Origin of the sequence: Sphingopyxis sp. OAS728 (assembly GCF_014873485.1) — a bacterium.
GTDB lineage: Bacteria > Pseudomonadota > Alphaproteobacteria > Sphingomonadales > Sphingomonadaceae > Sphingopyxis.
In genome coordinates this window covers 1,235,673-1,258,516 of record NZ_JADBDT010000001.1, presented here as the reverse complement: position 1 = coordinate 1,258,516, position 22,844 = coordinate 1,235,673, and the positions used below count along the sequence as shown (strand labels likewise).

The 22,844-nt window shown below is 65.9% G+C and carries 18 protein-coding genes and 1 riboswitch; of the genes, 6 read left to right on the top strand and 12 right to left on the bottom strand.

The features are described from left to right. Positions 1-218: 218 nt before the first annotated feature. Entirely contained in the window at positions 219-956 is a 738-nt protein-coding gene (locus GGC65_RS05910; RefSeq protein ID WP_225940690.1) for a GntR family transcriptional regulator, read from the bottom strand. A gap of 324 nt (positions 957-1,280) precedes the next feature. Here GGC65_RS05910 and GGC65_RS05905 point away from each other — a divergent pair, with 324 nt between their 5' ends. Further along, positions 1,281-3,827, top strand: a complete 2,547-nt coding sequence (locus GGC65_RS05905; RefSeq protein ID WP_192646309.1) for a family 20 glycosylhydrolase — start codon at positions 1,281-1,283, stop codon at positions 3,825-3,827. Here the strand turns inward: GGC65_RS05905 and GGC65_RS05900 are convergent. The 11 genes from GGC65_RS05900 to GGC65_RS05850 all read right to left on the bottom strand — a co-directional run bounded on the left by GGC65_RS05900 (position 3,824) and on the right by GGC65_RS05850 (position 16,586). After that, entirely contained in the window at positions 3,824-4,546 is a 723-nt protein-coding gene (locus GGC65_RS05900) for a phytanoyl-CoA dioxygenase family protein (protein WP_192646308.1), read from the bottom strand. The genes GGC65_RS05905 and GGC65_RS05900 overlap by 4 nt on opposite strands. Continuing rightward, positions 4,510-5,283, bottom strand: a complete 774-nt coding sequence (locus GGC65_RS05895; RefSeq protein ID WP_192646307.1) for an ABC transporter ATP-binding protein — start codon at positions 5,281-5,283, stop codon at positions 4,510-4,512. The genes GGC65_RS05900 and GGC65_RS05895 overlap by 37 nt, the downstream gene beginning before the upstream one ends. Beyond that, positions 5,277-6,278, bottom strand: coding sequence for a FecCD family ABC transporter permease (locus GGC65_RS05890; RefSeq protein ID WP_136173854.1), 1,002 nt, complete (start codon positions 6,276-6,278; stop codon positions 5,277-5,279). Before GGC65_RS05890 ends, GGC65_RS05895 begins: the two co-directional genes overlap by 7 nt. After that, positions 6,275-7,129: an ABC transporter substrate-binding protein gene (locus GGC65_RS05885; protein WP_192646306.1), complete on the bottom strand. Its 855-nt coding sequence runs from the start codon at positions 7,127-7,129 to the stop codon at positions 6,275-6,277. Before GGC65_RS05885 ends, GGC65_RS05890 begins: the two co-directional genes overlap by 4 nt. Continuing rightward, entirely contained in the window at positions 7,129-7,737 is a 609-nt protein-coding gene (gene cobO / locus GGC65_RS05880) for a cob(I)yrinic acid a,c-diamide adenosyltransferase (RefSeq protein WP_192646305.1), read from the bottom strand. The genes GGC65_RS05885 and cobO overlap by 1 nt, the downstream gene beginning before the upstream one ends. Next, the gene (locus tag GGC65_RS05875; RefSeq protein WP_192646304.1) at positions 7,737-9,593 is read right to left on the bottom strand and encodes a TonB-dependent receptor plug domain-containing protein; all 1,857 of its coding nucleotides are present in this window, start codon (positions 9,591-9,593) and stop codon (positions 7,737-7,739) included. The genes cobO and GGC65_RS05875 overlap by 1 nt, the downstream gene beginning before the upstream one ends. A gap of 177 nt (positions 9,594-9,770) precedes the next feature. Continuing rightward, a riboswitch (cobalamin riboswitch) is annotated at positions 9,771-9,991 on the bottom strand. 50 nt (positions 9,992-10,041) lie between these two features. Next, positions 10,042-11,199 (bottom strand): acetyl-CoA C-acyltransferase, encoded by a 1,158-nt coding sequence (locus GGC65_RS05870; RefSeq protein WP_192646303.1) that lies wholly within the window; start codon positions 11,197-11,199, stop codon positions 10,042-10,044. A 1-nt stretch (position 11,200) separates the two neighbouring features. After that, positions 11,201-12,430 (bottom strand): acetyl-CoA acetyltransferase, encoded by a 1,230-nt coding sequence (locus GGC65_RS05865; RefSeq protein WP_192646302.1) that lies wholly within the window; start codon positions 12,428-12,430, stop codon positions 11,201-11,203. A 1-nt stretch (position 12,431) separates the two neighbouring features. Further along, positions 12,432-14,123, bottom strand: a complete 1,692-nt coding sequence (locus GGC65_RS05860; protein WP_192646301.1) for a class I adenylate-forming enzyme family protein — start codon at positions 14,121-14,123, stop codon at positions 12,432-12,434. A 1-nt stretch (position 14,124) separates the two neighbouring features. After that, the gene (locus GGC65_RS05855; RefSeq protein WP_192646300.1) at positions 14,125-15,621 is read right to left on the bottom strand and encodes a carotenoid oxygenase family protein; all 1,497 of its coding nucleotides are present in this window, start codon (positions 15,619-15,621) and stop codon (positions 14,125-14,127) included. Next, entirely contained in the window at positions 15,618-16,586 is a 969-nt protein-coding gene (locus tag GGC65_RS05850; protein ID WP_192646299.1) for an NAD(P)H-dependent flavin oxidoreductase, read from the bottom strand. The genes GGC65_RS05855 and GGC65_RS05850 overlap by 4 nt, the downstream gene beginning before the upstream one ends. A 117-nt stretch (positions 16,587-16,703) precedes the next feature. On the opposite strand from GGC65_RS05850, the gene GGC65_RS05845 reads away from it, so the two are divergent. The 5 genes from GGC65_RS05845 (at position 16,704) to GGC65_RS05825 (ending at position 22,844) form a co-directional block, all read left to right on the top strand. Beyond that, positions 16,704-18,992, top strand: a complete 2,289-nt coding sequence (locus GGC65_RS05845; protein WP_192646298.1) for a TonB-dependent receptor — start codon at positions 16,704-16,706, stop codon at positions 18,990-18,992. Between the two features lie 104 nt (positions 18,993-19,096). After that, entirely contained in the window at positions 19,097-20,038 is a 942-nt protein-coding gene (locus GGC65_RS05840; protein WP_192646297.1) for a winged helix-turn-helix transcriptional regulator, read from the top strand. Positions 20,039-20,069: 31 nt separating this feature from the next. Then, positions 20,070-20,399 (top strand): hypothetical protein, encoded by a 330-nt coding sequence (locus GGC65_RS05835; RefSeq protein WP_192646296.1) that lies wholly within the window; start codon positions 20,070-20,072, stop codon positions 20,397-20,399. Between the two features lie 58 nt (positions 20,400-20,457). After that, entirely contained in the window at positions 20,458-21,723 is a 1,266-nt protein-coding gene (locus tag GGC65_RS05830; RefSeq protein ID WP_192646295.1) for a TolC family protein, read from the top strand. Further along, positions 21,720-22,844, top strand: coding sequence for an efflux RND transporter periplasmic adaptor subunit (locus GGC65_RS05825; RefSeq protein WP_192646294.1), 1,125 nt, complete (start codon positions 21,720-21,722; stop codon positions 22,842-22,844). Before GGC65_RS05830 ends, GGC65_RS05825 begins: the two co-directional genes overlap by 4 nt.

The following is a 22,844-nucleotide window of genomic DNA, read 5'->3' as shown; positions in this document are numbered from 1 at the left end:
CTCGATGCATTGGTACTATATAGGTTATATAGGTCTCATCAAGATGTATGTTCGCAAAGAGCGAATTTTCTTGATTCTGCGCGTGCAATGCCACCATTCCTTGGCGTTCCCGATGCACGACGCGTTGAAGGAAGCGCGGCTGCAGTGCAGTCCCCGTTTCCAGAAATTGGTCTTATAAGGGTGACGCGAAGGCAATGGGCGCCGACTGCGCCGCGCGCTTAGCCGTTCAGTTCTGCAACGACGTCATAGGCGTCGCCGCGATAAAAGCTCTGGGTGAATTCGGCGGTGCGCCCATCCGCCAGAAAGCCGCGCCGTTCGATGAACAGACCCGGCGTGCCGGCCTCTATCCCCAATATCTCCGCCTGCTCGGCGGTGAAGGCGACCGCGCGGAGCCGCTGGAGCGCGCGCACCGGCAGATGCCCCGCGGCTTCGAGCGCCTCGTACAGCGACGCCCCGACCGTCTCGACCGACGGCAGGCAATAGGCCGGGATCGTCGCATATTCGAGCGCCATTGACGTGTCGTCGGCATAGCGGATGCGGTGAAAGCGATAGACGAGCGAACCCGGCGACAGGCCGAGCGACAGCGCCTCCTCGGGCGTGACCGCGCCCGCGGTTTTGCTGATCCATTGGCTGTGCGGCTTGCGTCCGCGCGAGACCATGTCCTCCGAGAAGGAGGTGAGTTTCGAAAAGCTCTTCTCGACGCGCGGCCGCGTGACGAATGTCCCCGCGCCGCGGCGGCGCGTGACGATGCCGTCGGCGACCAGCCCGTCGATCGCCTTGCGCACCGTGATGCGCGAGACGTCGAATTCCTCGGCCAGGTCGCGCTCGGTCGGGATCGCCTCCTCGGCCTTGACCAACTGCCCCTCGACCGCGTCGCGCAGGACCTTCTGCAACTGAAGATACAGCGGGGTGGGATCGTCCTTCTGCAGCGGCCCCACGCGTTCGATCAGTGACAAGGACGTTGCTCCATCCGGTTGCAAAGGCATTCTGGCTGATAGGACCAGCGCCATGGCCTTATGTGTTGCATTGGTATCGTCGCGTCAATCTGTTGCGAATAGTTCGCGCCAAATGCCGCCGCGTGAATGGGGCAATTTTTGCTCCCCGCGTGGGCGGGAAGGAAATACTAATATGAGACCAATCGGGAGGTCGTTCGGCAGCGAAAATGCAATGCTCGCGAGCGATTCGCTAATTTTTCTACCAAAACAGCCAGATCGAAAGGCGTTGACCACGTGGGTGCGACATGACAAATTAGATACAAATTATCGATTGGGAGAATAGGAATGCGGGCCTTCGGCGCGACGGCAGCAGCAATAGTGGCACTCGCCGCGCCGTACGCTTTGGCGGCAGACGTATCACCGCAGGCCTCGCTCGACCGCTTCGCCGACACGCTGGGTTACCGCTATCAGGTCGTTGACAACGGCCCGACGTGCCCGCCTGGTATCGAGGGCTGTTTCCTGGCGACGATCACGCTGACAATCCCCGAACGGCTGCCCGACGCGCTGCCGGCAAAGGGCCTGTCGCTCTATTTCAGCTTCGTCAATCGGCTCCCGCTCGTCGAGAGCGACATCTTCACGCATCGGCTCGTCAACGGCGATGTGCAGCAGTTGATGCTGAAACCCGGCGCGACGCTGCGCCCCGGCTCGAAGCACGAGATCAGGCTGTGGGGCACCGGGTCCAACTTCTCCAAGGCGTTCGCGATGCCCAACGCTTATCTCGTCGCCGATGGGTTACAGCCGCGCACGATTGCCGCGACGCGACCTCTCCTCGATACCGAAACGGGCCTACAAGTCCTGCCTTTCGTTGCGCCGATGACCGACGAGGCGAAACTCGCGACCAAGGGCGGCACCGACAAGACACGCTGGCTCACTGCCGAACGCGCGTTCGGGCTGCAGGCCGAGCGGCAAGCGCCCGAAGCGAAGGGCATCGTGATCCTGCCCAAGCCGCTCAACGCGACGCAGGGCAGGGGCAAAAGCATCGATCTCGGTCGCGGCGTCGCGCCGACGCTGACCGGTCTCGACCGAAACGCCATCGCGCCTGCTCTGGCGGCGCTCGGCGCAGCCGAGGGCGGCGCGGTGCCGCTGGCAATCCGCATCGACGCGGCGATGAAGCCCGAGAGCTATTCCCTTGACGTCAAGGCGTCGGGCATCGTGATCGCTGCGGGCGATGCGGCGGGCGCGAGCCATGCGCTGCGATCGCTCGCGCAACAGGCGGCGTTCGAAGGGGGCAGGCTCGCCCCGCTCCATGTCGAGGATGCCCCCGAATATCGCTTCCGCGGGCTCCACATCGATCTCGGCCGCAACTTCCACAGCCGCGACGAGATATTGAAACTCGTCGAGGCGATGGCGGCGTACAAGCTCAACAAGCTGCATCTCCATCTCGCCGACGACGAAGGTTGGCGGATCGAGATTCCCGCGCTGCCCGAACTCGCTGAAATCGGTTCGAAACGTTGCCATGACCCCGCCGAAACGAGGTGCTTGCTCCCGCAACTCGGCGCCGGGCCTGACGGAACGGGCGGCGTCAACGGCTATCTGAGCGTCGCCGACTATGTCATGATCGTAAAGGCAGCGGCGGCGCGGCAGATCGAGGTGATCCCCTCGATCGACATGCCCGGCCATTCGCGCGCGGCGATCAGGGCGATGGAGGCACGCCATGCGCGCCTTGCCGCCGAAGGGAAGAAGGCGGAGGCCGAAGCCTACCGGCTGATCGACCCCGCCGACACGACCGAATATCGCAGCATCCAGAATTACAGCGACAACACGCTGAACGTCTGCCTGCCAGCGACCTATCTTTTCGTCGACACCGTGGTCGACGCGCTCGCCGATATGCACCGGCGGGCCAGCGTGCCGCTCAAGACCTTCCATCTCGGCGCCGACGAGACCGCGGGTGCGTGGGTCAAATCGCCCGCGTGCAAGGCCATGATCGCCGAAAACGGCGGCGATGCGGGCAAGCTCACCCCTCGCTTCATCGAACGCGTGAGCCAGAGCCTCGCCGCGAGGGGGCTCGAAGCCGCCGGCTGGAGCGACGGCATGGGGCACACCGAAGCGGCGGCGATGCCGAACAAGGTGCAGACGAACATCTGGGGGGTGCTCCACGCGGGCGCGATCCGCGAGGCGCACGACCAGATGAACCGGGGCTGGGACGCGGTGCTGTCGATCCCCGACCTCGGCTATTTCGACATGCCCTACGCGCCGAACCCCGAAGAGGGCGGGTACAATTGGGCCTCGCGCGGGGTGGATCCCTATCAGGTCTTCGGCTTCATGCCGGACAATCTGCCCGCCAACGCCGCGACGATCCGCAACATCCAGGCCGAGGGCAAGGCGATCGAGGACAAGCCGGTGTTGCAGCCGGGGCGCCGCGTCGCTGGGCTGCAGGCGCAGCTATGGAGCGAGACGATCCGCACCGACGCGCAGGTCGACTATATGCTTTTCCCGCGCCTGCTCGCGCTCGCCGAGCGTGCGTGGAGCCCGGCACCGTGGACCCCGGCGTATCAGGCCGGTGCAAGCTACGCATGGGGCGACAAGCGCGTCGATGCGGCCAAGCTGAAGGCGGGGTGGCAGGATTTCGCCGGGCGCGTTGCGGTGCAATTCCCGCAGCTTGAGCGGATGGGCATTGCCTATCGCGTCGCCCCTCCCGGCGCACGCATCGCGAACGGCAAGCTCGAGGCGAACAGCATGTTCCCCGGCACGGCGATCGAATATCGCATCGAGGGCGGTGCCTGGACGCGCTATTCGGGGCCCGTGGCGGTCAGCGCTGCCGTCGATGTGCGCAGTCGTTCGGCCGACGGCAAACGCGCTAGCCGGACGGTTCGCGTCGAACCCGCCCGCTAGGCGGCCTTCATCCAGACGACGAGCGCAAAGCGCGTCGACTTTGCCGGCAGCGTGCGATGCGGCGTGAAGCGATCGAGGAACAGCGCCGTCCCCGCCGGACACTCAGGCTGCACGCGCGGCAGTCCGGCGAGCCGCCATTCGGGAATTTCATACCCGTCGTCGCCCTCGCTCGCCAGCGGCGCGGGCTGGCGCTTCGCCGCAACCTCCAACCCTCCGCTTGTCGGGCCGGCATCGCTCAGCGGGATCCATGCGGTGACGAGCACCTTGCCACATCCCGTGCCATCGTCGCGCGCGACGTCGCTGTGCCAGGCGTGGCGATGCTCGGGAAAGCAGGCGATGCTCGCGCGCACGCGTGCGATCTTGCCCGACAATTTGCGGCCGCCGAGCCGCTCGGCGGTTTCTATCAGCCGCGGATCCTTGACGAGTGCCTGCAGCCGCGGCCCGCGATGCGCATCGGTGCACACCGCGACGCGCAGCAGGTTCGCGACGCTGCGCTCGTACGCAAACACGCGGTCGATCCGTTCGCTCAGGGGCGCGTCGGGGCAGCTTTGATCGAAGGGCAGGTAGAGCGCGCGCGACACGCGGTCGATATGCTCCGCGATATCGGCTTGCGCTTCGCGAACAAGCTCCGGTTCGAACAGTGATACCGCAGCATAACCCTGCTCGGCAAAGAGCGTCTCGCTCACCTTGCTCGCCCGAACAAGGTAATCGTCGGCCATTCGCCACCCGTTTCGACGCGCGCATCGATCCCGTAAACCGCGCGGAGCCGCTCGGCGGTCAGCACCTCGGCGGGTGTCCCGTCGGCGACGATCCGCCCTTCGTCGATCAGCAGCAGCCGGTCGCAGTATCGCGCCGCCAGCGTCAAATCGTGCAGCACCGCGATCACCAGTCCGCCGCCGGTCGCTTCGGCGCGCAGCATGTCCATCACGTCGATCTGGTGCCCCGGATCAAGGCTGGCGAGCGGTTCGTCGGCGATCAACGCGGGCGCCTCGACCGCCAGCGCGCGCGCGAACAGCACCCGCGCGCGCTCGCCGCCCGACAGCTCGGTCGCGATCCGGTCGCGCAGTTCCAGCACATCGGCGCGCGCCATCGCGCGTTCGATCGCCGCCGTATCGGCATCCGAAATCCGCGACATCGGCGCGAGGTGCGGCAGCCGCCCCAGCCCGACGAGCCGCTCGACCGTCAGTGGCCAGTGCAGGGTCTGCCCCTGCGGCACATAGGCGATGCGCCGTGCGAGGTCGGCGCGCGGCATCGCCGTCACATCGACGCCATCGACCTCGGCGCGGCCGCTCGCGGGCACCAGCGCGAGCATCGCGCGCGCCAGCGTTGATTTACCCGCGCCATTGGGACCGACGATCCCCGTCAGCGTGCCCGCGCGAAAATCCGCGCTGACGCCATGCACGACGGTCCGGCGCCCGAGCGTGACGCCGATCTTGTTCAGCGTGATGCTCACCATATCCGTCGCTCCCGCATCAGGTGGAGGAGGAAGATCGGTACCCCCAGAAAGGCGGTGACGACGCCCAGCTTCAGCTCGTTCGTCGTCGGAATGATCCGGACGCCAAGGTCCGCGAGCGTCAGCAGCGCCGCACCGCCGATGGCCGAGGGCAGCAGGATCGCCGACGGGCTGCGATCGGTGAGCGGGCGGATCAGGTGCGGCACGATCAGCCCAACGAAACCGATCGATCCCGACACGGCGACCGCGCCGCCAACGCCGATCGCGGTGCCGATGAGCAGCCGCAATCTTGTTCGCCGAAGGTCGGTGCCTAGCGCCTGCGCGGCATCCTCGCCCAGCGTCAGCGCATCGAGCGCGCGCCCGTTCCACAGCAGCATCGCCCCGCCGATCGCGATGCACGGCAGTGCGATCCACACATGGTCGAACGACCGGTTCTCGAGGCTGCCGAGCAGCCAGGTCATGATTTCCATCGCCGCGAAGGGATTGGGCGACAGGTTGAGCGCAAGGCTGGTCCCCGCGACCGCGAGCGTGCCGACCGCAATCCCGGCAAGGATCAAGGTCAGCGGGCTTTCGGCCTTGCCCGACAGGATGAACAGCAAGGCGAGCGACAGCAGCGCGCCGCCCGTCGCGAGCAAGGGAAGCATGACAGGATGCAGTTCAGCGATCCCGAAATAGAGCGCCGCCACCCCGCCGAGCGCCGCGGCGTTCGACGTTCCGAGCACCGACGGTTCGGCAAGCGGATTGCGCAGATAGCCCTGCAGCGCGGCGCCCGCGAGCCCGAGGATCGCGCCGACGCCGAGCGCGAGGATCGTGCGCGGCAGGCGCAGGTCGAACAGGATCACCGACGCCACCCGGTCGCCGTCGCCGGTCGCGGCGGCGATCAGCCGCGCGACCGAGAGGTCGACCGCGCCAAACAGCAAGGATCCGGTGGCGGCGACGAGCGTCAACAGGAGCAGCGCCGCGATCAGCGACCAGCGGGGCAGGGCAAGGCGGTTCATGGTCGGTCCCCGTCGATGCGCGCAATCTGCGCGGTCATGCTGCGCGCCGCCTGTGTATAGGCGGGGCTGCCGCATACGGTCCACGCCTGCGGAATGCTGATGCGCGGAATATCCTTGATCGCGGGATGGTGCAGCATTTCGCTTCCCTGGTCGGTCACGACATCGGTCGCGCTCTCGACGATCAGGAAATCGGGCTCCGCCGCGACCATTTCCTCAAGGCTCAATTGCGACAGCGGCGGCTTGCCGAGCTTGCCCGCCAGATTGACCAGCCCGACGCGCCCCATCAGCTCGTCGATCAGCGTCCCCGTGCCGGTCATATAGCCGCGCCGCTGATAATAGGCCGCGACGCGGCCCTTGCCCGGCTTGGGCAGCCCGGCCAGCTCGCCTTGCATTCGTGCGATCAGCGCGCTGCCGCGTTCGGGATGGCCGACCGCCGCCGCCGTCTCGCGGATCGAGGTATAGATTTCATCCAGCGTGTTCGCGGTGGCGAGATCGAGTAGCGGATAGTCCTGCCGCGGCAGCGCGCGCAGCGCCGCGCTGCGGCTCGCCGGCATGCCGACGATCAGGTCGGGTTCGATCGCCAATATCTGCTCGGCCGAATTGCTGAGCAAGGGAATGCCTGCGGCCTTGGCCGCCTCGCCCGACATTTCGACATCGGTGGCATTTTTGGTGAGCCCGGCGATCTGCTCCCGGTCGGCGAGCGCGAGCACAAGTTGGTCGGCGCACAGGTTGATCGATACGATGCGCTGCGGAACGGCGGGCGCCTTGGCGCGCGGGGCGGGGGAGGTCGCCCAGAGCAGTCCGGCGCCGCCGAGCAGCGCCGCTGCCGCCGCAAGCGCGCGCGCCCGCATCAGAACTCGATTCCCTTCTGCGCCTTCACATTCTGCTCGCGGAACGGATGCTTCACCTGCGCCATCTCGGTGACGAGGTCGGCGGTGTCGATCAACTCCTGCGGGGCATTGCGCCCGGTGATGATCACATGCGTCATATGCGGTTTCGCACCCAGCGCCTCCAGCACCTCATCCACCGGCAGATAGTCGTACCGCAGCACGATGTTGAGCTCGTCGGCGATCACCATCTTGTAGCTCGGGTCGGCGATCATGCGCTTCACCTCGTCCCACGCTTCGCGCGCGACCGCAATGTCGCGCGTCCGGTCCTGCGTGTCCCAGGTAAAGCCTTCGCCCATCGGCTTGAATTCGATCAGGTCGGGAAAGCGATCGAACACCGCTTTCTCGCCCGTCGCCATCGCGCCCTTCACGAATTGCACGACCCCGACCTTCATGTCGTGGCCGATCGCGCGCACCGCCATGCCCAGCGCGGCCGAGGTCTTGCCCTTGCCGGGGCCGGTGTGGACGATCACCAGCCCCTTTTCGACCGTCTTGGTCGCGACTTTTTTGTTTTGCGCCGCCTGAATTTTCTTCATCTTCGCCGTATGTTCGGCGTCGGTGCGCGCCTTCATCAGAAGCGCGCCCGCACGCCGCCATAGGCCGCGCGGCCATAGGTGCCGTAATTGAACGCGGTCGCATAATCGGCGTCGAACAGATTGTCGACGCGGCCGTAAATCTCGAAATGGCCGCCCACGGGGAAGGATGCGCGAATGCCCGCAAGCGCATAGCCGTCGAGCGGCACAGCGTTCGCCGCATCGTCGAAACTGTCGCCGACCAGCGTCAGCGTCGCGCCGGTCGACAGGCCGAACGACCAGTCATAATCGGCCGACAGGCTGACCGCATGCGCGGCGCGGCGGGGCAGGCGCTTGCCGTCGAAGGCCGGCCGTCCCGACCGGTCGCGCGCGTCGATATAGCTGTATGATGCGGTGACGTTCAGCGCATCGACGGGCTTCAGCGCCAGCGTCGCCTCGATCCCCTTGGCACGCGTGCGATCGATATTGCCATAGGTGAAGGTCGCATTGTCGTAATTGATCTGGTCGTCGGTGTTGCGCAGGAATGCGGTCAGCGAGATCAGCGCGCGGCCATCGGCCAGATTCTGGTCGATGCCGATATCATAGCTTTTCGACCGTTCGGGGCGCAGCGCGCTATTGCCGCTGAAGGCGTCGTAAAGCTGGTATAGCGACGGTGCCTTGAACCCTTCGCCATAGCTCAGCCGGACGTTGGTCGCGCCCGCATTCGGCGAATAATTGGCGTTGGCGCCGAAGGTCGTCGCGCCGCCGAACTGACTGTGGTCGTCGTGACGGACGCCGCCCGACAGCGACAGGCCGGTAAAGGGCTGGACGATCCCCAGCGCATAGACGCTGTCGATATTCGCCTTCTGGCTGTCGGTCGATCCAAAGCCGAAGAAATCATAGTCGGGCCGCTCATGCTCGTAACCGAAGATCAGCTTGGCCTGCTGCACTGGCGTCACGACGCCCTGATATTCGAACCGCAAATTGGTGCCCGAATAGCCGTAATCGGGCGCGGTGCCGCGCACGAAATAATAATCGCGCTCGTTGCGCATCCACGTCACTGCCGCGCGGCTGGTGAAATTGCCGTCGAACAGGCCCAGGTTCAGCCCTGCATAACCGACATATTGGTCGAGCTTGGCAACGTCGGCGCTGTCGGCGGGCGCGCCGAAGAAGCTGTCATAATCGAGGTCGGCGTTGATGTAATAGCCGCGCAGGTCGAGGCTCAGCGCGTCGCTGAACGCGACCTTCAGCCGCGCGTTGCCCGCGAAATTCTTGTATCCGTCCTTCTCGGTGCCGACCGCTGCCGACGAAATGCCGTCGGTGCGAAAATAAGCCCCGCCGATCCCGCCCGAAATCGCCCCGGTGGTGCCCGACACATCGGCCTTGGCACTGAGCGTATCGCTATACCCATATTCGGCCGAGGCGCCCGCCGCAAAGCCTTCGGCCGGGGTCGCGGTCATCAGGCTGACGACGCCGCCGATCGCCTGGCTGCCGTGCACGACCGAATTCGACCCGCGCAGCACTTCGATCCGGTTGATGTTGCCGGTCAGCAGATGGCCGAAATCATATCCGTCGCCGATACCGCTCGGATCGTTGACCTTCACCCCGTCGATCAGCACCAGGGTTTGCGTCGTTTCCGCACCGCGCAGCGAAATTCCCGCGACCGATCCGGTGCTTCCGGTGCGGTTGAAGCGCACGCCCGGCGTCGTCGCGAGCAGGTCGACGATGTCGACCGTCTGGCGCTTTTCGATCGTGTCGGCGTCGATGATCGTGATCGCCTGACCGACTTCGTCGCGCGGTTGCTCGATCCCCGACGCGGTGACGACGATGTCGTCGCGGTCGCTATCGGTGGTTTGGGCCGGCGCAGGCGTCGCCGCCGTGAAAGCCAACAGGGAAATGGTCGCAAATTTCAACATGGGTAGGGCCCCGCACGCCGACAACGAAGGCGGAGCCTGTCGATACGCGCGCGCGATCGACCGATGTCGGCGGCGCAAGTGGCGTCATGGCCTGCGACCCCGTCACCGAGGCGGCTCCGGCCGCCTGGTTGTCGCTCGACGGAAACCTCCGTGCCGCGGCCTTTCCCTGGACCTTGGCATTGAGCGACCCACGCCGGCAGGTCTCCTGGCTCGCGGGTCAGGGCTCGATGCACGCCTTCCCAGGTGACCCCAGTGGCTGATCCGAACGCGTCGGACCGGTGCATCTCGCTCGCCGCTTACAGTTGCAGGGACAGCCTCGGCTTCGGGGGTTCAGGACGAGCCCCTTCACCGCGTTCCCATTTTAAGCCCTTTCGGGCACCGGCGCGATCATGCGCGAGGCAAGCCCCGCACGCGCCGCCCATAGCGGAATCGCGCTTTTGCGCAATGGCTATTGGCGTTCGACGATCATCGCCGCACCGACGCCCATCGCGCCGGTCAGCACGACAAGTCCGTAGCGTCCCCCGCACGCGTCGAGCGCGTCGAGCAGGGTCGAGGTCAGGATCGCGCCGCTCGCGCCCATCGGATGCCCCTTTGCAAGGTGTCCGCCGCTGACGTTGACGCGCGCCGGATCGGCATCGCGGTCGCGCAGGAATTTGGCGATGGTGACGGCAAACGCCTCCATGAACTCGATCCGGTCCATATCGTCCAGCGTCAGCCCGGCGTGCGTCAGCACCTTGTCCATCGCCGCGAAACCTGCGGTCAGTGAGGCCGCGGGGTCGCCGCCGCTCTCGGCAAAGGCGACAACGCGCGCACGCGGCGCGATGCCCAGCCCTGCGCCGCCGACCAGCGCCAGCCCCGCGCCGTCGCAGATCGGCGGCGCGTGGGCGATGCTGTGCAGCGGTTCGAAGGTCGCGCCTTCGAGCGCGCCGGCATATTGCGCCTGCAGTTCGCCAAAGGCGGCCGGCGCGGCGGCTAACGATTCCGCTGTGGTTTGTCGGCGGATGCATTCCTCGCCCGCCAGCGCGCCGGTCGCGATGCGCGAGGATTGCAGGGCGGCGTCATTTTCGGTCGCCGCTGCTTTCTGCTGCGAGCTGAGCGCCACCGCGTCGAGCTCGGCGCGCGTGATGCCTTCGACATGGGCGAGCCGGTCGGCAGCGAGCACCGGCGGCACGAAGCGCGCGTGCGGTGGCAGTTCGTCGTTGGCGTAAAAGCCCGCGCGGTCGCCGAGGAACGGGCTCGCGCTCATCGATTCAACGCCGCCCGCGAGGATGTGCGTGGCTTCGCCGCTCGCGACCTTCGCCACCGCCTGACCGATCGCCGACAGCCCCGACGCGCAATAATTGTTGATGCTGTGCGCCGCCGCGGTGTCGGGAAGCCCCGCGTGGAGTTTCGCAAGCATCGCGATATGCCCCCCCTGAGCGCCGCTCTGCGTGACGCAGCCAAGCAGCATCGCGTCAGGCGCCGACGCGATAGCGCCGCAACGAGCGGCGAGCGCGGCCGCCTGCTGGCGCACCAGTTCCTGCGGACTCAGCCCGGCAAGCCCACCATCGGGCCGCGCCTTGCCGCGCGGCGTGCGCACCGCATCGTAGATAAAAACGTCGGTCAAATCAGGTGCCGACGACGAAGCTGACTGCGGTCGTCGCGCTGCCGCCGACGTTGAAGGTCGCGAAGTTGCGCGCCCCTTCGACCTGATAATCGCCCGCGTTTCCGGTGACTTGCCGCCAGCCGTCGAGCAGCATCCGTACCCCGGTGGCACCTACGGGATGCCCGAGCCCGATCAGCCCGCCCGACGGGTTGACCGGCAATTTGCCGCCCAGCGCAATCGTCCCGTCCTCGACCGCGCGCCAGCTTTCGCCCGGCTTGGTGATACCGAAATGATCGATCGCCATATATTCGGTGATCGAGAAGCAATCATGCACCTCGACCCCGTCGCAGGCATAGATGTCGGGCATCTCGGCACGGCGCAGCGCGTCCATCATCGATTTGCGAACGCTAGGAAAAACAAAGTCTTGGCCTCTACTCCCCGCGACCTTCGTCGAATAGAGCAGGGGCGCGGTCGCATGCCCCCATCCCTTGATCCGCGGAATGCTGTCGATCGAAATCCCCCGACGTTGCGCGTAAACTTCGGCAACTTCCGCCGAAGCCAGAAAGATCGCGGCGGCGCCGTCGGTAACCTGCCCGCAGTCGGACTTGCGCAAGCTCCCTTCGATCAGCGGATTGACCTCGTCATTCTCGCCGAGATGCTCATCCGTGATCGCCCAGCCGCGCGTCTGCGAGTACGGGTTCTTCTTCGCATTGGCGAAATTGTTCGCCGAAATGCCGCGCAGATATGCACGGTCGAGGCCGAAGCGTTCGTCATATTCCTCGGCGACGCGCGCGAACATATATGGCCAGAGGTAGCGCGCCTCCTGCGCCTCGCGCCCCGCCCAGGCAGCGGCACCGAGATATTCGGCGGCACACTGGCCGGGGACATTGCGCATCAGTTCGATGCCGAGCACCAGAGCAAGGCCGTAGCGTTCGGCTTCGATCTCGGCCGCGGCGGCGAGGATCGCGATGCTGCCCGAGGCGCAGGCGGCCTCGTGCCGCGACGCGGGGATGCCCGCGAGGTCGGGGTGGACGTGACCGAAGAAACCGCCGAGCTGGCCTTGTCCCGCGAAGAGTTCGCCGACGAAATTGCCGACATGCGCGGTTTCGACCTCCTTGGGTTCGATGCCGGTCGCAACGAACGCCGCTTCGGCGACGTCGCGGAACAGTTCGAACAGCCCGCCGCCCTCGCGTTCGAGGTTGCGCGAAAAGTCGGTCTGCGCGCCGCCGAGGATGAAGACGTCCTTTGCCATGTCAGGCTTCCTTTTCGAGGGTTGCGAGTGCCATTTCGCGTACTTCGCTGCGCATCACCTTGTTGGTGACGTTGCGCGGCAAGGCGTCGAAGCGGAACAGGCGTTCGGGCAGTTTGAAGACGGCGAGGTCGTGGCCGCGCAGATAGTCGGCGACTTCGCCGATCCCGACGTCGTCGGCGCCGCGCGGGACATAGGCGAGGCCGATGCGCTCGCCCATCGTCGGATCGGGGAGCGAAAAGACACACGCCTCGGCGAGCAGCGGGTGGCCGCCGAGCAACTGGTCGATCTCCTCGGGCGAGATGTTCACGCCGCCTCGGATGATCAGATCCTTGCAGCGTCCGACAAAGCGGTAGAAGTCGCCCCCCTCGGCGATCTCGAACAGGTCGCCGGTGCGGAACCAGCCGTCGTCGGTAAAGGCTTCGGCTGTGCGGTCGGGGGCGTTATGATAGCCCTCGAACAGCGTCGGTCCCCGGATTTGCAATTCGCCCGAGACGCCGTCGGCCTCGATCGCATCGCCGCCGCCCGGCGGCACGAGCCGGCTTTCGATATTGGGCGCGCGGCCCTCGCCATAGGGGCGCTGATAGGTGCCGCGGCGCGGGAACAGGCTCGCGCGCTTGTCGGGATCGGGCATGTCGCCCTCGCCGGTGATGAAGCTCATCCCCTCGTTCGATCCGAAGACGTTGACGATGATGATGCCCAGCTTCTCCTGGAAACCGCGCACCATCGCGGGGGCGAGCGGCGCCGATCCCGAGGCGATGACGCGCAGGCTGGAGAGGTCGACCGACGCGAGCAGCGCCTCATTCTGCAGCAGCATGTTGAGCACGGCGGGCGGTGCGATCGTCAGGCTCGGCCGCTCGGTCGCGATCTGCTTGAGATAGATGCCGGGATCGAACGGATGGTGCAGCACCATGGTGCCCGCGCTGGTCAGCCAGCACATGGTGATGCCGCCGATGCTCGCCATGTTGATGAGCGGGAAGGGGTTGAGCAGGATATCGCCCGGCCCGACCTTCATCGCCTCATACCCCGCGCCCGCGACCGCGATCCAGTGGTTGTGGCTGCGCGGTACGCCCTTGGGAACGCCGGTGGTGCCCGAGGTCCAGCAGATGGTGAAGATATCGTCGGCGTCGACCGGGTTCGCCGCGACATGCGCGGCGAGGGCCCGCTCGTCGCCGCGGACGGTCGACAGGTCGAGCGCGCCCTCGGGCGGATTCGGGCCGAAGGTCATCAGCCGGATGCCGTCCAGAAGCGGCTGCGCAACGCCGACATGGTCGCAGCCCTTGACCTGCGTCGCGCAGACGAACGCCTTGGGCTCGACGACGCCGATCATCCCTTTGAGCTCATGGCTGCGATATTGCACCGCCGCCGGGCTGACGATCGCGCCGATCTGCGCCGCCGCAAAATAGAGCGCAACGAACTCGCTGATATTCGGAAGCTGGACGAGCAGTACATCGTCCTTGCCGATCCCCGCGACGATCAGCGCGCCCGCGATCCGGTCGACCTCCGCCTCAAGCTCGGCGTAGGTCAGCCGCTGCGGTTCGCCGAAAGCGAAGTCGCCGCGGTTCGGCGCATCGACCAGCGCGAGCCGCTCGGGATGCGCCACCGCATTGGCGAAGAACAGGTCGGCGAAACTCTTGTCGCCCCACCAGCCGTTGTCGCGATGCCGCCGCCTTTTATCCTCTCCCGCGACGATCATCTCAGGCGGCCAGCACGCTGTTCGGACCCATGCCGATGTCGTCGCCGCTTGCCCAGACGGTGTGCGTGCCCGAACAGATGCGTTCGGGCAGGATGATCCGGCACACCGGCCCCGCCGCGACATTTTTCGCGTCGATCAACACGCATTCGGAGCGATCGGTTTCGAGGTCGGCGATGAAGGAGACGAGATAGCCGTCGTCCTCGTCCTTCGCGTTTATGCGCGGCGCGAAGGGCGCCTCGCTGCCGAAGCGGCCGGGGCCGAATTCATATTCCTCACTCGTTCCGGCGTTCAGGTCGTGCTTCACGAGCCCGCGGAACAGGAACCAGCCGGGCTCCGGGATCGCGCTATAGGCGTAGCGGTAGGGCTTCCCCGCATAGCGGTGGTTGAACATGCCGAATTCGAGATCGCGGTCGTCGAGGCGCTGCTCGGTGGTCTCACCGGTCTTCAAATTGAAGCGCCAGCGGTGGAGGCGCGGCTTCAGGAGGCCCTGATCGAGATAGGCCATCATCCGCTCCAAGCCCTCAGGGGCGTTCGGATAGGACTTCGGCATCGGCTCTTCCTGATAATAGCCGTCGAGGATGATCTCGTCGCCTTCCTCCCACGCGTTGAGCCAGTGGAGCGTGTAGGTCGGCTCGGCTTCGAACCAGCGGATATCCTCGGGCTGGCCGTGGCGCGGGATGATCGCAAAACGCGTCTTTTCGTCGGGATGGAACTGCACCACATGCAGGTTCCGTTCGAGCAGTTCCTCGCTCCAGTACAGCGGCATGTCGTTGAGGATCGTGTAATTCTTCGTGAACGCCATGTCGTGCGGCAGGCGCGGCCCAGCAAGCGGGACGGGGATATAATGCTTAAGCTTATTGTCCGCCCCGACAACGCCATAATGCATGTAAGGCGCGTGCTTCGAGTAATTGAAAAACATCAATTCTCCGGTCGCGAGGTCGACCTTGCAATGCGCCGAAATGCCGTCGAGTGGCACCCAGCTTTCGGTGCCATATTGTTCGAGCGTGAAGGGGTCGAGCCGGTAGGCTTCGCCGCACTGATAGAAGGTCGAGATGATCTTGCCTGCGTGGATCGCGACATCGGTCGAGCTCGAATCCTTCAGCCACTCCTGCGCTCCCCAGCCATGCCGGGTGGATTTATGAGGGGGCTCCATAAGGCCCGCCCACAGCGAGCGACCGGCTTCCTTCTCGGCCTCGAACCCCTTGGTGCGCACGAAACGGCTGCGATAGCTCGCGCGGCCGTCCTTGAACGAAATCGCGTGGATGAAGCCGTCGCCGTCGAAGGGGTGATAGCGGCCGATCGGTTCGTGAATCTGGTTCTCGCCGGTGCGGACATAGACGCCGTCGATGTCGGTCGGGATGTTGCCGATCACCTCGGCATCGCCATTGGCGAAGATCGCGTTCCACTCATTGTAAGTCGGGCGCCACGCGTCCTTCATATAGGGGTGGTCGTTCGGCTGGATCGTGGTGCGGATCGTCTCGACGAGTTCGGCGGTCATGCGGGGACTCCTTCGGCGGCAGCAAAGCGCGGCCTCGCGGCGGCGGCATCATATTCGGAAACAAGGCGGTCGACGATCGCCGCGACGGGTTCGATGCCGCGCACGGCGCCGACACCTTGCCCGGCGGACCAGACATTCTTCCACGCCTTGGCGTCGTCCTGCGCGTCGGAGAAGTTCGGGCGCTTGTCTTCGGGCATGTTCGCGGGGTCATAGCCCGCGGCGATCAGGCTCGATTTCAACCAGTTGGCGGTCACACCGGTGATGCCCTTTGAAGGTATGATGTCCTCCGCGCCCGCCGCGACGACCATATCCTTATAGGGCTGTACCGCCATGCTCTCGGCGCAGGCGATCAGCGACGTGCCAAGATAGGCGAGGTCCGCGCCCAAAATCTCCGCCGCACGCACCGCATGGCCGGTCGATATCGCGCCGCCGAGGACGAGCGGCCCGTCCCAGAACTGCCGGACCTCCTCGACGAAGGCGAAGCCTGCGGTCGCGCCGGTGTGCCCGCCGGCGCCCGCGGCGACGAGCACCAGTCCATCGACCCCGGCGGCCGCGGCCTTGCGCGCAAAGCCCACCGAATTGACGTCGGCGAACACGAGCCCGCCATAGCTGTGGATTTCCGCGGCCACCCGCGCCGGGCTGCCGAGCGCGGTGATCACCAGCGGCACCTTGTGGCGCACGACGCAGGCGAGGTCTTCGGCGAGACGGCTGTTCGAGGGATGGACGACGAGGTTGACCGCCCAGGGCGCAGCATCGGGATCGTTCGAGAGCGCGGCATCGATCCGGCTCACCCAATCCTCAAGGTCCGCCGATGTGCGTGCATTCGGCGCAGGGAAGCTGCCGATCAAACCCGAGCGCGAGGCCGCGATTACCATTTCAGGACCCGAGACGAGGAACATCGGCGCGGCGATCGCCGGCAGGCGCAAATTGCGCGTCAATGCTGGTGGAAGGCCGTTTTTCGGCACCGTTCTGCTCTCCCGAATTATCTGACTTGCATAACGATACTTAAAGACGATAAGAGTCGCAAGGCCAGAAAAAGCATCGCGGGGCAAACCTGACGATGGTGGGAGGGAGAGAGTTTCATGAAAAAGCATTTCATCGCGCTGCTCGCTGCATCGGCGCTTGCCAGCCCCGCCGCCGCATTGGCGCAGGATGCGGCGCCCGCCGAAGATCAGGGCGGCCTCGAAGAAATCATCGTCACCGCGCAAAAGCGCGCCGAGGGGCTCTCCGACGTGCCGATCTCGATCTCGGCGGTCAGCGGCAAGCAGGTCGAAAGCTACGGCCAGACCAACCTCGAACAGATTTCGTCGTCGGTCCCGAACCTCAAGATCACCCAGACCGCGATTGCCAACCGTATCGCGATCCGCGGCATCGCGTCGGGCGATAACAAGGGCTTTGAACAGTCGGTCGCGATGTTCGTTGACGGCGTCTATTACGGCCGCGACCAGCTTTCGCGCCTGCCGCTCGTCGACATGGAGCGCGTCGAGGTGCTGCGCGGGCCGCAGCCGACCCTGTTCGGGAAAAATGCGATCGCGGGCGCGGTGAACATCACGACGCGCAGCCCGACCGACGAATTCGAGGGTTCGGTCAGCGGCCTCTATGAATTCAACCACAAGGAATTCCAGCTCACCGGCGTCCTCTCGGGGCCGCTCAGCGAAGGCGTCGAGGCGCGCGTCGTCGGCTATCACCGCTCGATGGACGGCTATTTCTATAACCAGAAGCTCGACCGCGACGAACCGAACGTCGACGAATATTATTTCCGCGGCAAGCTCGAACTCGATCGCGGCGGGCCGTTCGCCGCCGAACTTAAGCTCGAATATGCCGACTTCGAAATGAAGGGACAGCCGCGCGACGTGTTCGGTGCGGTCGGCAATTACAACACGGTGTTCCAGGGGCCGTTCTTCGTCAGCACCGACCCCGATTATGTCCGCGAGGACAATGGTTATGAGAGCAAGAACAAGGTGTTCGGCGCGACGCTTAATGCAGACCTCGAAGTCGGCGAGCATACGCTGACCTCGGTTTCGTCGCTGCTCGACTACAAGACGCGCGAGATTGTCGACGTCGACTTTTCAGGGATCAGCTTCCTCGACGGCACGAACCTGCGCGAGGATTATCGCCAGTTCAGCCAGGAGCTCCGGCTGACCTCGCCCGGCGGCGAGACGTTCAACTATATCGCGGGCGTCTATTACCAGCATGCGAAGCTCGACGTGCAGGACTTCACCCTGTTCAACCCGACCTTCCTCGCGCTCGGCGCGCCTTTCAACGCGCTCGGCGACACGCGTAACGACCGCGACTATGCGCAGAAGTCGGATTTGATTTCGGGTTTTGCGCAGGGCGAATTGTCAGTCACCGACCAGCTCCGCATCACTGCGGGCGCGCGCTTCAATCATGAAAAAAAGAGCGGCAGCCGCACGCTCGCCGTAGTGCAGGGCCCGCTCAGCACCGCGCCGGCTGCCGTCGTCGCGGCGGTGTTTCGCGCGCTCAACATCGAGGCGCACAGCATCTCGGGCAAGATCAGCGAGGACAGCTTCAACCCGATGGTCAATGTCCAGTTCGACGCGACCGACGATCTGATGCTCTACGCCTCCTATGCGAAGGGCACGAAGGCGGGCGGCTTCGATATCCGTTCGAACTCGTTGCCCACGTCGACCACCGTCGCGAAGCCCGGCGCGTTCGAGTTCGAGGATGAAAGCGCCGACAATTTCGAGGCGGGGCTGAAATACAAGGGGCGTAATGTCGCGTTCAACCTGTCGGTCTATCGGACGGACTATAAGGATCTGCAGGTCAATATCTTCGACGGCACGCTGAACTTCAACGTCCGCAACGCCGCCGAAGCGCGCACGCAGGGCGTCGAGGCCGACTTCCGCGCGGCGCTCGCCGACGGGCTGACGGTCAGCGGCGCGGTCGCCTATCTCGACTTCAAATTCACCAATTTCACCGACGGCCAATGCTATTATCTGCAGGTGCCGGGTGCGAACGGCTTCTGCGACTATTCGGGCAAGCGCAACGCGCTCAGCCCCAAATGGTCGGGCAATTTGAACGTCGACTATACGACGCCGGTGACGAGCAACATGAAGGTCGCGTTCAACGTCAATGCCGACTTCTCCTCCTCCTACATCGCTGCGGCGAACCTCGACCCGCGCACGCATCAGGACGGTTATGTGAAGCTCGGCGCGCGGCTCGCGCTCGCGCAGGTTGACGATCGCTGGGAAGTGGCGCTGATCGGCCGCAACCTCACCAACCAGCGCATCCTGCAGACCGCGAGTTCGATGCCGCTCGCGACGACGATTACGCGCAACGCTGGCAATGCCTATAACGGCATCGTCGACCGGCCGCGCACGATCGCGGTGCAGCTGACCGGGCGCTTTTGATGCAGCGGGAAGGGCGGTTCCGGCCGCCCTTCCTGTCGCGGGTGCCAGCCTTGCCGGTGATCCGGGCTTCGTTTAGGGGGCGGGGATAGGTGAGGACGGCTGATTTGAAACACGACCGCACGATCAGGGCCTGTTCGATCTGGCGCGCGCTCGATGTCGTCGGCGACGTCCCGGTTCTGCTGCTGATGGAGCAGGCGTTCCTCGGCACGCACAGCTTCGACGAGTTCGTCGCGCGCACCGGCCTCGCGCGATCGGTGGTCAATGGCCGCCTGAAGAAGCTGGTCGAAGAGGATTGCCTCGCCAAGGTCCCTAAAAAGGCCGGCCGCGGCTTTCACTATGTGCTGACCCAAAAGGGCCGCGACCAGTTCCCGAACGCCCTGATGATGCTGCGCTGGCAGCATAAGTGGGAGGCCGACAGCCGTGATTTCCAAGTCCGGCTCCACCACGCGACGTGCGGCCATGCGACCGAGCCGGTGCCCGTGTGCGCGCATTGCCGCGCCGAGATCGATCCGCGCGACGTCGACTGGCGCGAGGGGCCGGGGCTTGCGCAGGTCGTCCCGCACTATGAACGCCGTCGCTTCAATGGCGAGATCGGCGCGCGGCGGCCGGGAGGACGCCCGCTTGTCGACACGATGATCGAACTGTTCGGCGACCGCTGGGCGACGCTCGTCGTCCGCGCGATGTTCACGAGCATCAACCGTTTCGACGATATCCAGCGCGATACGCTGATGGCGACGAACATCCTGACCGGGCGCCTCGAACGCCTGGTCCGGCAGGGGATTTTGAAGACGGTGCCCTATTCGGCGCATGCGGATCGCGTCGAATATCGTCTGACCGCAAAGGGCCGCGACCTTTACCCCGTGCTTCTCGCGCTCCTGCAATGGGGCGACAAATGGTTTTCGGACGAACGGGGGCCGCCGCTGCTGCTCACCCATCGCCCGTGCGGTCATGACCTCAACATGGTCGCCGCCTGCAGCCATTGCGGCGACGAACTGCAACTGTCCAACAGCCGCTTTACGATCGAGACGGCGGGGGACACGGCGTGACATTGCGCCCGCCGGCGCCTATAGGCGCGACATGCAGACGCTGATGCGCCTCCTGACCGGCTTGCTGGTATCGCTCTCGATCGCGTTCGGGAGCGTCGCGCATGCAGCCGAAGCGCCCGAGTGGGCTACCGCAGAAATCTGCGCCGAAGATAGCGGCGATACGCAGGGCGAACCCGCGAACGATCCCGACAAGATGGGGCTGCACAATCATGGCGGCTGCCATGGTCACCATCAGGTGGGCGCTGTCGGCGGGCACGATGCACCGACCCACCTGCCGCTTCATGGCCTGAATTTCGCCGCCGGTGCCGATTTCGTGCCGCAACTGATCCCCGACACCAACCTGCGCCCGCCGATCGCCTGAACAGCCCGCGCTGCCGGTCACCCGGCGGCTGACTTTGGCTTGTTCAGGATAATTCACCATGAAATCATTATGGGCGGCCATGTTGGCCGCGCCGCTCTGCGTCTTGCCGGCGCAGGCGCAAAGCTCGCCCGCGTCGGCGGGCGGCGATATATTGACCCTCGACGAAGCGCTTGCCGATGCCGGCGTTGCGACACCGCTCACTCAGGCGGCGCAGGCGGGCGTCTGGGCTGCGGAGGCCGGGCGAACCGTCGCCGGGCTCCGCCCCAACCCGTCGGTCAGCGTCGATACCGAGAATGCGCTCGGTACCGGGCCGTACCGCGGGTTCGACGAATCCGACACCACTATCGCTTTTGCGATGCCGGTCGAACTCGGCGGGAAAAGATCGGCGCGCGTCGCGGTTGCCGATGCAAAGGTGCGGCGCGCGTCGATCGACCTTGCCATAGCAGAGGCCGACCGCCGGGTGGCTGTGACCGAAGCCTATGTGGCAGCGATTGCATCCGGACGTCGCGCCCAAATCGCCGAAGCGCAGGTCGCGGTCACGACCGAGAATCTGCGCATCGCGCGCGACCGCGTCATGGTCGGCGCCAATTCGCCGATCGATGAGCAGCGCGCGGTGCTGGAACAGGTCCGCGCGACGACCGAAGCCGAGACCACGCGGCGGACGGCGATGGCGACGCGCGCCGCGTTGGCGCAATATGTCGGCGACGGCGCCGGATCGGCGCTCGATCAGGGCTGGTTCGACAGCATCGGGATGCGGGGGCAGGGACCGGCAGCTCCGGTCGACGCCCGCGGGACGCTGGCGTTCGTCGCCGCAGCTGCCGACGCATTGTCGGCCGAGGCCGAGCTACGGATGGCACGCAGCCAGCGGGCGCCCGACCTGACGCTCACCGCCGGAACGCGGCGGCTCGAGGCGAGCAACGATCAGGCGATGGTGTTCGGCGTTTCGGTGCCGCTGCCGCTGTTCAACGGCGGCAAGGCGGCGGTGACACAGGCCGCGCGCCAGCGTGACCGCGCCGAGGCGCAGCAGCGTATCGCGCTGTTTGAGGCCGAACGCGCGATTGCGGCAGCCGCGGCGGACCGCGACCGCGCCGCCACGGCGGTACGCGCCGCCGAACCGGCAGTGGCGGCAGCGACCGAGGCCGCCCGGATCGCGCGGATCGGATATGCGGAGGGCAAGTTCGACCAGCTCATCCTGCTCGATGCCGAACGGACCCTGCTCGACACCCGCCGCGCCGGAATCGACGCGCGCGCTGCTTGGCACGAAGCCGCGGCGCGCCTCGAACGTCTGACGGCCCGGCTACCCGCCGAGGGAGAAATCAAATGAAGACCATGTTCAAATGTCGTGCGGCGCTGCCGCTCGCGCTGTCGTTTGCTCTGGCCGGTTGCGGCGAGCAGCCGGCGGCACCGGCGGAAAAGGCCAAGGCGCAGGAGGCAGAGGGCGTCATCCAGCTGACTGCGCAGCAAATCGAGGCGGCGGGAATAGCCCTCGTCCGCCCGACAGCAGGCGTAGGCACGCTCAGTCTTCCCGCAACGATCGAGAGCGATCCGCAGGCAACGCAGGTCGTCTCAGCCGCAATCGGCGGGCGCATCGTCGCGCTCAATCGCAATCTGGGCGAGGCCGTCCGCCGCGGTGAGGTTGTCGCGGTCATCGAAAGCCGCGATGCCGCCGGGCTGCGCGCCGAGGTCGAAGCCGCGCAGGCGCGTGCGAACCTCGCGCGATCGAACTTGGCGCGCGAGGAACGGCTGTTCGGGCTCAAGGTCTCGCCCGAACGCGACCTGATTGCCGCGCGCACCGCGATGACCGAGGCGAACATCGCATTGCGCCTTGCTGGACAGCAGCTGTCTGCAGCGGGCGTCGGCGGCGGTTCGCTCAACCGCATCGGCTTCGTCGCGCCGATCGGCGGGCAGGTAACCGCGCGTAGCGTCGTGCTCGGCCAGACCGTCGCCCCCGATGCCGAACTGTTCCGCGTCGCCAATCTCGGCCGCGTGGCGATCAATCTGTCGCTGACCCCGGCCGATGCGTCGCGCGTCCGTGTTGGCACGCCGGTGGAGGTGCGCGCGCACGCGCGCAGCGCCACCGCGCGCGTCCGGTTCGTGTCGCCCGTGCTCGATTCCGCGACGCGCCTCGTCCCCGCGGTTGCCCTGTTCGAAAACGACGGCGGAATCTGGCGTCCGGGCGAGCCCGTCACGGCGATCCTGCAGATCGGTGCCTCTGGCGAGGCGATGAGTGTCCCCGCCAGCGCGATCCAGACGGTCGAAGGTCGGACAAGCGTCTTCGTCCGCACGAAAAACGGCTTTCGCGCCATGTCCGTGACGGTCACGTCGCGCGTCGGCGGCATGGCGACCGTCACTGGCCTGTCGGGCCGCGAAGAACTCGCCGGCGAGGGCAGCTTCACCCTGAAGGCCGAACTCGCCAAAGGCGAAGCCGAGCATGGGGGGCACTGA

Excerpts from the sequence above, each read along its gene's own strand:
- GGC65_RS05825 (WP_192646294.1), top strand. The coding sequence starts at position 21,720 with ATGAAGACCATGTTCAAATGTCGTGCGGCGCTGCCGCTCGCGCTGTCG.
- GGC65_RS05885 (WP_192646306.1), bottom strand. The coding sequence starts at position 7,129 with ATGCGGGCGCGCGCGCTTGCGGCGGCAGCGGCGCTGCTCGGCGGCGCC.
- GGC65_RS05900 (WP_192646308.1), bottom strand. The coding sequence starts at position 4,546 with ATGGCCGACGATTACCTTGTTCGGGCGAGCAAGGTGAGCGAGACGCTC.
- GGC65_RS05890 (WP_136173854.1), bottom strand. The coding sequence starts at position 6,278 with ATGAACCGCCTTGCCCTGCCCCGCTGGTCGCTGATCGCGGCGCTGCTC.
- GGC65_RS05905 (WP_192646309.1), top strand. The coding sequence starts at position 1,281 with ATGCGGGCCTTCGGCGCGACGGCAGCAGCAATAGTGGCACTCGCCGCG.
- GGC65_RS05835 (WP_192646296.1), top strand. The coding sequence starts at position 20,070 with ATGCAGACGCTGATGCGCCTCCTGACCGGCTTGCTGGTATCGCTCTCG.
- GGC65_RS05830 (WP_192646295.1), top strand. The coding sequence starts at position 20,458 with ATGAAATCATTATGGGCGGCCATGTTGGCCGCGCCGCTCTGCGTCTTG.
- GGC65_RS05860 (WP_192646301.1), bottom strand. The coding sequence starts at position 14,123 with ATGATCGTCGCGGGAGAGGATAAAAGGCGGCGGCATCGCGACAACGGC.
- cobO (WP_192646305.1), bottom strand. The coding sequence starts at position 7,737 with ATGAAGGCGCGCACCGACGCCGAACATACGGCGAAGATGAAGAAAATT.
- GGC65_RS05895 (WP_192646307.1), bottom strand. The coding sequence starts at position 5,283 with ATGGTGAGCATCACGCTGAACAAGATCGGCGTCACGCTCGGGCGCCGG.
- GGC65_RS05865 (WP_192646302.1), bottom strand. The coding sequence starts at position 12,430 with ATGGCAAAGGACGTCTTCATCCTCGGCGGCGCGCAGACCGACTTTTCG.
- GGC65_RS05875 (WP_192646304.1), bottom strand. The coding sequence starts at position 9,593 with ATGTTGAAATTTGCGACCATTTCCCTGTTGGCTTTCACGGCGGCGACG.
- GGC65_RS05855 (WP_192646300.1), bottom strand. The coding sequence starts at position 15,621 with ATGACCGCCGAACTCGTCGAGACGATCCGCACCACGATCCAGCCGAAC.
- GGC65_RS05845 (WP_192646298.1), top strand. The coding sequence starts at position 16,704 with ATGAAAAAGCATTTCATCGCGCTGCTCGCTGCATCGGCGCTTGCCAGC.